This window comes from uncultured Lactobacillus sp. (assembly GCF_902491705.1).
In the GTDB taxonomy this organism is placed as follows: Bacteria; Bacillota; Bacilli; order Lactobacillales; family Lactobacillaceae; genus Lactobacillus.
In genome coordinates, this window is sequence record NZ_CABUIW010000090.1 from 1 (window position 1) to 4,420 (window position 4,420).

General features: G+C 39.0%; 5 protein-coding genes. All 5 read left to right on the forward strand.

The window, feature by feature from the left end; translation table 11 throughout:
• Positions 1–686 precede the first annotated feature (686 nt).
• The 5 genes from RDN22_RS10950 to RDN22_RS10970 all read left to right on the forward strand — a co-directional run bounded on the left by RDN22_RS10950 (position 687) and on the right by RDN22_RS10970 (position 4,051).
• Positions 687–1,229 carry an ECF transporter S component gene (locus tag RDN22_RS10950; RefSeq protein ID WP_100733233.1) on the forward strand — a complete coding sequence of 181 codons (543 nt, stop codon included), beginning with the start codon at positions 687–689 and terminating at the stop codon, positions 1,227–1,229.
• The gene (locus RDN22_RS10955; protein WP_021315043.1) at positions 1,229–2,023 is read left to right on the forward strand and encodes an energy-coupling factor transporter transmembrane component T; all 795 of its coding nucleotides are present in this window, start codon (positions 1,229–1,231) and stop codon (positions 2,021–2,023) included. The genes RDN22_RS10950 and RDN22_RS10955 overlap by 1 nt, the downstream gene beginning before the upstream one ends.
• The gene (locus tag RDN22_RS10960) at positions 1,996–2,838 is read left to right on the forward strand and encodes an ABC transporter ATP-binding protein (protein WP_048687234.1); all 843 of its coding nucleotides are present in this window, start codon (positions 1,996–1,998) and stop codon (positions 2,836–2,838) included. The genes RDN22_RS10955 and RDN22_RS10960 overlap by 28 nt, the downstream gene beginning before the upstream one ends.
• A complete protein-coding gene (locus tag RDN22_RS10965) occupies positions 2,825–3,640 on the forward strand; it encodes an energy-coupling factor ABC transporter ATP-binding protein (RefSeq protein WP_035426683.1) in 816 nt (271 codons plus the stop codon). The genes RDN22_RS10960 and RDN22_RS10965 overlap by 14 nt, the downstream gene beginning before the upstream one ends.
• A 201-nt stretch (positions 3,641–3,841) precedes the next feature.
• Entirely contained in the window at positions 3,842–4,051 is a 210-nt protein-coding gene (locus RDN22_RS10970) for a helix-turn-helix domain-containing protein (protein WP_274381198.1), read from the forward strand.
• The last annotated feature ends 369 nt before the right edge of the window (positions 4,052–4,420 follow it).

Consider the following 4,420-nt stretch of genomic DNA (forward strand, 5'->3'; position numbering starts at 1 on the left):
CGATCTAAATGTTGCTCCTTGGAACTCACACGCGCATAACCGATTTTAGCCATTTTCAATTCTCCTTTTGGACAGTTCTAATGAACGTTTATAATTCCTAGTATAGCACAAAAATAGAAAAGGCCAATAGGGTACACCCTATTGGCCTTACTTATAAGAGAATTGCTATACAAATTTGTTCAATTTTCTTTCATGAAAAATTAGTAAAAATATACTCCAAGAGCTTATATATCTCCCAATCTTAAATTATTAATATCTTGAGATTTGTGTACTTTAACAGTCATGAATAGGGATAAACAGTTCATTTGTATCCATAGGATCATCTAAAGTCAATCCCATTCCTGTTTTTGGAATATTAGATTGAAAGGCTTATATGGCCGGGACCCGCTTCTCTTTGCACGTTTAGACTCGGTAGCCAGCTTACTCCAAAATATTCCGTATTAAACAAAACATAAGCTTCAAGAAGAAAAAAGACCAAGTCACAACCGCAAAAACTATTAAAGTCGACTTGACTTTTATCAAGACAGTCGTACAATGTTTTTAATTAGATTAAAGGTATAAATTACTTTTAAATAAAAGTAATTTATACCTTTATTTAAAATGATTAAGCAAATGAGGTGCGGATTTTGAGAGTCCAAAATATTAAGCGGTCAAGTATCTGGAAGATTCGGTTGTCAACAGCAACGATGACGTTGATTCCTGCAGCAGTCGGAATTAACTATGTTGCCAAGGCGTTTGCCGAAGGATTAAAATTACCGGTTTGGTTAGGAACGTTGGGAACTTTTCTGGCAAGTATGTTAGCTGGCCCGGTGGCTGGTGCAATTAGTGGCTTTATTAATAACGTCATTTATGGATTGACGCTATCACCGGTTTCAACGGTCTACGCAATTACTAGTATTGGAATTGGGATTGCCGTTGGGGTCCTCCACGCCAAGGGATGGTTTTCATCCGCAAAGAAAGTATTCGTATCCGCTATTATTATTGCAATTGTATCTGCTGTCATTTCAACACCACTTAATGTCATTTTTTGGGGTGGCCAAACTGGGATTCCTTGGGGTGATTCAATTTTCGCTGCGATGATCGCTAATCACATTCCAGTTTGGATTTCATCATTTACTGATGAATTTATTTTGGACATTTTGGATAAAGTTGTTGTTGCCTACTTGGCATTCTTTATCTATCGGCAACTGCCGCAGCGAATGATTCGCTTTTTCAGGGATGATAAATAATGAATGAACCAAATTCAATTTTACAAGGTTCGGTAGCTCACCGTGGCTGGACGTCGGTAGTTGATCCGGTAACAAAATTATTGATGGCCCTTGATCTGGCCTTACTAAGCTTTTGTTTCACCAATTTGTTAGTTGAAATTGCGCTTGTATTCGTTGCGCTAGTAATTCTACTGATTTCGAAAGCCGGCAAGTCGGCGGTTCACGCAATTGAATTCAGCTCATTCTTAATTTTTACAATGCTGATTATTCAGGGCCTCTTTTACAGTCACAATCAGACTCTGTTGGTTTCAGTGGTCGGGATTCGATTCTATCAAGAAGGGCTGTTATATGCAGCAACGATGGGGTGTCGAATTTTTGTCATTATTTTAGCAACCAGCTTTTTTATGACAACGACTACAGTGTCAGAAAATTCTAAATATTTGGAGCAGGTCGGTCTCTCCTATAAAGCGGTCTATATATTGATGTCGGTTTGCTATATTTTACCGGAAATGATGGCCAACATGAAAAAAATTCAAATGGCGCAACGGGCACGTGGCATTAATCAACAGAAAACCATTCTTGAAAAGATTAAATCAATTTTACCAGTGCTGGTTCCATTAGTGATCAAAACGCTTGATCAATCAATGGAACGGTCGATCGCCCTGCGATTACGTGGATTTAATAGTCCCCATCGGGTAGCACTAAAATCGGCAAATCTTTATCGGCACGAAATGGTTAATCATCGTGGCTTGAGTTTATTAGCAATTATATTGATTGAGTGGAAATTATGGATAATCGGCAGCAAATTCATTTAGAAAATTTAAGTCTACGTTACCGAGGGATTGAAACATCCGCGCTAAAACATATTTCGGTTGACGCCGAATTTGGGCATGTTATTGGCATCATTGGTAATCATCATGCAGGTAAAACATCGTTATGTCGGGTATTAGCCGGAATTGTACCAACAATTATTTCAGGTGATGTAACGGGAACCATTCAAGTTGGATCATTATCGCCAAATTTGGATTGGCAGAAGTATAATCAGCAAACCGGTGTTGTGCTGCAGAATCCGGCTGGTCAATTGAGTGGGCTTGCCGATACGGTTGCCGATGAAATTGCGTTTGATCTTATTAATCAAGGAGTTCCAGCTGATCAAATTAAACGGCGAGTCCTCAATGTTGCCGATCAGTTGGGGTTAGGCGACCAATTAAATCAATCACCGGGAACGCTGTCTGGCGGACAAAAACAACGGCTGGCAATTGCCACAGCAATCGTAACTGATCCGTCAATTTTGGTTTTAGATGATCCCACCAGTGAAATGGATCCACTTGGACGTCAGCATTTCTTCAGTTGGTTAGTCAGTGTTGAAAAAAAGACGATCTTCATTGTGTCAAATGAAGTCGACGATCTCTGTGAAATTGCTGACCAAATTTGGGTTCTGAAAGCTGGCGAGTTAGTTGCGGCAGGAAAACCGCTGACTGTTTTTAATCATCTGAAGCCGGACTGGCAGCTTGCTGAACCGACTGTGTTTCGATTGGCAAAATTAATGAAGTGGTCAATCCCTGGTGCAGCAGACGAATTTCCGGTTACCAATCAACAATTAGAGGAGGCTTATTATGCCGCAAATTGAAATTAGTGGGTTGCGTTACACTTATCCAGAACACTCATTTCAGGTGGAAATTGATCGGCAATCTTTTGACAGTCCACTAACCGCAATTGTTGGTCAGAACGGCGCTGGTAAATCAACTTTGTTAAAGTTACTGATCGGATTGATAACACCGCAAGAAGGGACCATTATGATTAATGGCGTTTCAATAGATGAGTTGAAATCACAGGCAAAGTTGAAACAAATTGGCGTGACATTTCAAGATCCAGATGATCAATTATTTAACGCAACGGTTCAAAAAGAAGTGGCTTGGGGGCTTTCTCAAATTGAATCGGATCAATTGATGATTAAAAAAGCGGCTGATCAAGCTTTGGTTGCGGTTGGATTAGCTGATAAAGCAGCCGAAAATCCATATGACCTTTCGTTATCTGAACGAAAGTTATTAACGTTTGCAACGGTTTTGGCCATTAATCCTGCAATTTATTTGTTTGACGAGCCGATGATGTCGTTAGACTGGCCCAGTCGAAAGCGAATGACTAACATTTTTCATCAACTTGTAAAAAGTGGTCATCAGGTGATCACGATTACTCATGATATGGATTGGGTAGCGGCTGAATTTTCGACAGTTCACGTGATGGCGCATGGTCAGATTGCCTTTTCCGGGACACCTTCAGCCTTATTTGGTAATTCAGGACTGGTTAAGCGGGTGGGATTGCTGCCACCAAGAATTATGACGATAACGAGTGCATTAGGTGATCACTCGGTTTATTTAACCCCAGAGGATTACTGCAGGAAGCATAAACAAGTTGCCAACAATTTAAATTGATAAAGATGATAATAGCAACATCTAATTAAAAGTAATAAACATTAAGGATTGGTCATTGTGGTGACCAATCCTTTTGCATATAATGAAAATATTAACCTTGAATTTACACTTTAAGTGCAACACTAATTAAATAAAGAATGGCCCATGGCTAAATTTCTGTAAAATGATGTTTGCGAAAACAATCATGAAAGGAATTCAGCCATGGACCACTACAAGCATATTACCATAGATGAACGGGAAACTATCTTTTTAATGAGGAATCATGGAAACTCACTTCTTGAGATTGCCAGCCATATCAAGAAAAGTTACTCAACCATTTCTCGAGAATTAAGCCGTAATTCTACTGGTAAATCCTATTCACCTTCGAAGGCTCAGGAGAAGTACAAACAGAAGCGGGTCCCGGCCATATAAGCCTTTCAATCTAATATTCCAAAAACAGGAATGGGATTGACTTTAGATGATCCTATGGATACAAATGAACTGTTTATCCCTATTCATGACTGTTAAAGTACACAAATCTCAAGATATTAATAATTTAAGATTGGGAGATATATAAGCTCTTGGAGTATATTTTTACTAATTTTTCATGAAAGAAAATTGAACAAATTTGTATAGCAATTCTCTTATAAGTAAGGCCAATAGGGTGTACCCTATTGGCCTTTTCTATTTTTGTGCTATACTAGGAATTATAAACGTTCATTAGAACTGTCCAAAAGGAGAATTGAAAATGGCTAAAATCGGTTATGCGCGTGTGAGTTCCAAGGAGCAACATTTAGATCG